This window comes from Chryseobacterium sp. 2TAF14, assembly GCF_052115105.1.
Taxonomy (GTDB): domain Bacteria; phylum Bacteroidota; class Bacteroidia; order Flavobacteriales; family Weeksellaceae; genus Chryseobacterium.
In genome coordinates, this window is record NZ_JBFRGA010000227.1 from 1 (window position 1) to 3,701 (window position 3,701).

Sequence of the window (3,701 nt, forward strand, 5' to 3'; positions counted from 1 at the left end):
TTATAAAACTCTATCAATACTTGATGAGTGAGAAGAAAGAATTTGTTTTAAGCAAACAAATATTGAGAAGCGGAACAAGCGTGGGAGCATTAGTAAGAGAAAGTGAACATGCGCAAAAGCAAAGCAAATTTCATACATAAATTATCCATTGCTCAAAAAGAAATCAATGAAACACTTTACTGGCTGGAACTTTTCCAAGCTACACACTATCTTTCAACACAAGAATTTGAAAGTATAAACGAAGATGCTGTTGAGATTATTAAACTAATCACAAGCATCATTAAAACAAGAAAAAACAATACTAACAATTAACCATTGATAATTAATAATTAATAATTATGATATTAGTCTTCGACAACTACGACAGCTTCACCTATAACCTTGTTCAGATGATTGAGCAGATTACAAATCAAAAGGTTGATGTTTACCGAAATGATGAAATCTCGTTAGAGGAAATTGATAAATATGACAAGATCATCCTTTCTCCAGGACCGGGAATTCCTGAAGAAGCAGGAATTTTGCTGGATGTCATTAAAAAATATGCTCCCACGAAAAGCATCCTTGGAGTTTGCCTTGGTCAACAGGCAATTGCAGAAGCTTTTGGCGGAAGTTTAATCAATCTTACAGAGATTTATCATGGTGTCGCAACAGAGGCAGTTCAGATAAGTAACCATAAAATTTTCAATGATTTACCTCCAACTTTAGAAGTCGGGCGGTATCACAGTTGGGCAGTAAATCCCGAAAATTTCCCTGAAGATTTGGAAATTACCAGTACAGACAGCAAAGGAATGATTATGAGCCTTAAACATAAAACATTTGATGTTCATGGCGTTCAATATCATCCGGAAAGTATATTAACACCCGATGGAAAGAAAATTATAGAAAATTTTCTTAATGATTAATTATAAATTATTAATTGTTAATGACTAAAAACCAATCAAATTAATCATTAACAATTCACCATTAACAATTAAAAATGAAAGAAATATTAGAATATCTTTTCAATCATCATACTTTGTCAAAATCTCAGGCAAAAGCAATTATGATTGAGATTGCTCAAAATAAATTTAATGCAACTGAAGTCACTGCCTTTATCAGTATTTTTCTGATGCGGAATATTACTTTAGATGAGCTGAAAGGTTTCCGAGAAGCACTCCTTCAAATGGCGGTTCCAGTTAATTTGAATACTAATGACAGCATTGATATCGTGGGAACCGGTGGTGACGGAAAAAACACCATCAACATTTCTACTCTGGCAAGTTTTGTTGTGGCAGGAGCCGGACAAAAAGTAACCAAACACGGAAACTATGGTGCATCAACCATTACGGGTTCGTCCAATGTTTTGGAAGCATTAGGTTATCAATTTAAAAAAACTTCAGATGAACTTAATCAAGATTTAGAACAAGCAAATATTTGTTTTTTACATGCTCCTTATTTTCATCCGGCTTTACAATCTGTCGGAGCTTTAAGAAAATCTTTAGGATTGCGTACTTTTTTTAATTTACTTGGTCCGTTGGTAAACCCTTCAAAACCAAAGTTTTCTGTAATTGGAGTTTACAATCTGGAGATTGCAAGAATATATCAGTATTTGCTTCAGAAAGAAAATCAGAATTTTGTTTTAGTTCACGGGATGGATGGATATGATGAAATCAGCCTTACTCAAGACAGCAAGATTATCACAAAAAGCGGTGAAAATATTTATTCGGCAGAAGATTTAGGCTTTAAGCCCGTTGAAGCAGAAAATATAAAAGCAGGAGAAACCATCGAAGAAACCGCAAAAATTTTCAGAAAAATATTAGAAGGAAACGGTACAGACTCACAAAATGCTGTGGTTTTGGCCAATGCAGCGGTTGCTCTTCATCACACCCAGAAATTTGGAAGTTACGAAAACAGTCTTTTAACTGCTAAGGAAAGTTTGGAAAGTGGAAAAGCATTAAAAAGTCTTGAATTGTTATTGGATTAAATGATGAAATTTTGCATTTGTCATTCAGAACGAAACGTAGTGAAGTGAAGAATCTAAACTAAAATATAATCTGATGAAAACATTAGGAACCCATAATTATTATGTTTACATATTAACAAATTATAATAAAACAGTTCATTATGTAGGTATAACAAATAATTTAAAAACAAGGATGTATCATCATAAAAATCCATCAGCTGAAAATAAACTTCATTTTACAACAAAGTATAAATGTTTCAATCTTGTTTACTATGAACATTTTCAAGATGTAGAACAAGCAATTGCGAGAGAAAAACAAATCAAAGGCTATTCAAGGATGAAGAAAGAGAACTTGATCAAAAGTATTAATCGAATTGGGATTTTTGGAATGATAAAATTGAATAGATCTTTCATGAAAATGTTAGTATAATGTCATTTCGAACAAAATGAGAATCTTTTTTAGATTCTTCACTTCACTACGTTTCGTTCTGAATGACAAACACAAAAAAATAATTAATACTATAAAAATGAACATTTTAGATAAAATCATAGAAAGAAAAAAACAGGAAATAAAAGACTCAAAATCTAAAATTTCTGTAGAACAGCTTAAAGATTCAGATTTTTTTGGAAGAAAAGCTTTTTCTCTGAAAAAAACTTTAAAATCAAAATCCGGAATTATTGCTGAATTTAAAAGACAATCTCCTTCAAAAGGTATTATTAATAATCAAATTTCAGCTTTAGAAGTAGTTTCAGCGTATGAAAAATTCGGAGCAAGTGCAATTTCCATTCTTACTGATAAAGATTTTTTCGGAGGAAGTTTTGATGATATTTTGAGCGTAAGAAATCATATCCAGATTCCTATTTTGCGAAAAGATTTTATGGTTGATGAATATCAGTTTTACGAAGCAAAATCAATCGGAGCCGATGTTATTTTATTGATTGCAGCTTGTCTTTCGCCAAGTCAGGTGTTAGAATTTACAGAATTGGCTCAATCTTTAAAGCTCGAAGTTTTACTGGAAATTCACTCTGAAGAAGAGCTTCAACACATCAATAAAAACATTGATTTCGTTGGCATCAACAATAGAAATTTAAAAGATTTTAAAGTTGATCTGCAACATTCTGTTAATTTGAAAAATCTGCTTCCGAAAAACATTTTATCAGTTGCCGAAAGTGGAATTTACAACGAAGAAGATTTTAAATATTTAAAAGAAAAAGGCTTCAACGGTTTTCTGATGGGCGAATATTTTATGAAAAATGAAAACCCGGGAAACAAATTCTCTGAATTTATTTCTAATGTAGCAATATAACAGTTTATCAATTTAACAATGACTGAAAACCAACAACCATCAACCAACAACCAACAACCCAAACTCAAAGTTTGTGGCTTGACCCAGCTCGATCAAATTCGTGAATTAGTGGCATTTAAAATTGATTTTCTTGGCTTTATTTTCTACGAAAAATCACCAAGATATGTTCTGAATCATATAAGTTTAGATGAAATATCAGAAATAAATCATCAAGGAAAAGTTGGAGTTTTTGTCAATGAGAATTTAGATAAAATAATAGAGCTTGCCGAAAAAGCAGATTTGAATTTTATTCAACTTCACGGCGATGAAAGTGATGATCTTATTTTGGAATTGAGAGCAAAATTAAAACCTGAAGTTGGAATCATAAAAGTCATTAGAATTGGAAGCCAAGAGTTAGAAGCCAGAACAAAAATTGAAAAAGTCTTCGACTTCGCTCAGACTGATAACCAACA

5 protein-coding genes and 1 pseudogene are annotated in these 3,701 nt (G+C 31.8%); all 6 read left to right on the plus strand.

Annotation, left to right across the window (positions count from 1 at the left end; genetic code table 11):
- The first annotated feature begins 2 nt into the window (after positions 1–2).
- Positions 3–312, plus strand: a pseudogene (locus AB4Y90_RS16420) (four helix bundle protein).
- Positions 313–335: 23 nt separating this feature from the next.
- A complete protein-coding gene (locus AB4Y90_RS16425; protein WP_441558654.1) occupies positions 336–902 on the plus strand; it encodes an anthranilate synthase component II in 567 nt (188 codons plus the stop codon).
- Positions 903–976: 74 nt separating this feature from the next.
- On the plus strand, positions 977–1,963 hold the full coding sequence (gene trpD / locus AB4Y90_RS16430; RefSeq protein WP_441558650.1) for an anthranilate phosphoribosyltransferase: 987 nt from the start codon (positions 977–979) through the stop codon (positions 1,961–1,963).
- A 73-nt stretch (positions 1,964–2,036) separates the two neighbouring features.
- On the plus strand, positions 2,037–2,372 hold the full coding sequence (locus AB4Y90_RS16435) for a GIY-YIG nuclease family protein (protein WP_441558651.1): 336 nt from the start codon (positions 2,037–2,039) through the stop codon (positions 2,370–2,372).
- Between the two features lie 97 nt (positions 2,373–2,469).
- A complete protein-coding gene (gene trpC / locus AB4Y90_RS16440; protein WP_441558652.1) occupies positions 2,470–3,249 on the plus strand; it encodes an indole-3-glycerol phosphate synthase TrpC in 780 nt (259 codons plus the stop codon).
- An 18-nt stretch (positions 3,250–3,267) separates the two neighbouring features.
- Positions 3,268–3,701, plus strand: a 434-nt coding sequence (locus AB4Y90_RS16445; protein ID WP_441558653.1) for a phosphoribosylanthranilate isomerase, incomplete at its 3' end; no start/stop codon positions are given.

What these genes read in the sequence shown, in the direction of transcription:
- trpD (WP_441558650.1), top strand. Translation starts at nt 977, where the DNA reads ATGAAAGAAATATTAGAATATCTTTTCAATCATCATACTTTGTCAAAA.
- AB4Y90_RS16435 (WP_441558651.1), top strand. Translation starts at nt 2,037, where the DNA reads ATGAAAACATTAGGAACCCATAATTATTATGTTTACATATTAACAAAT.
- trpC (WP_441558652.1), top strand. Translation starts at nt 2,470, where the DNA reads ATGAACATTTTAGATAAAATCATAGAAAGAAAAAAACAGGAAATAAAA.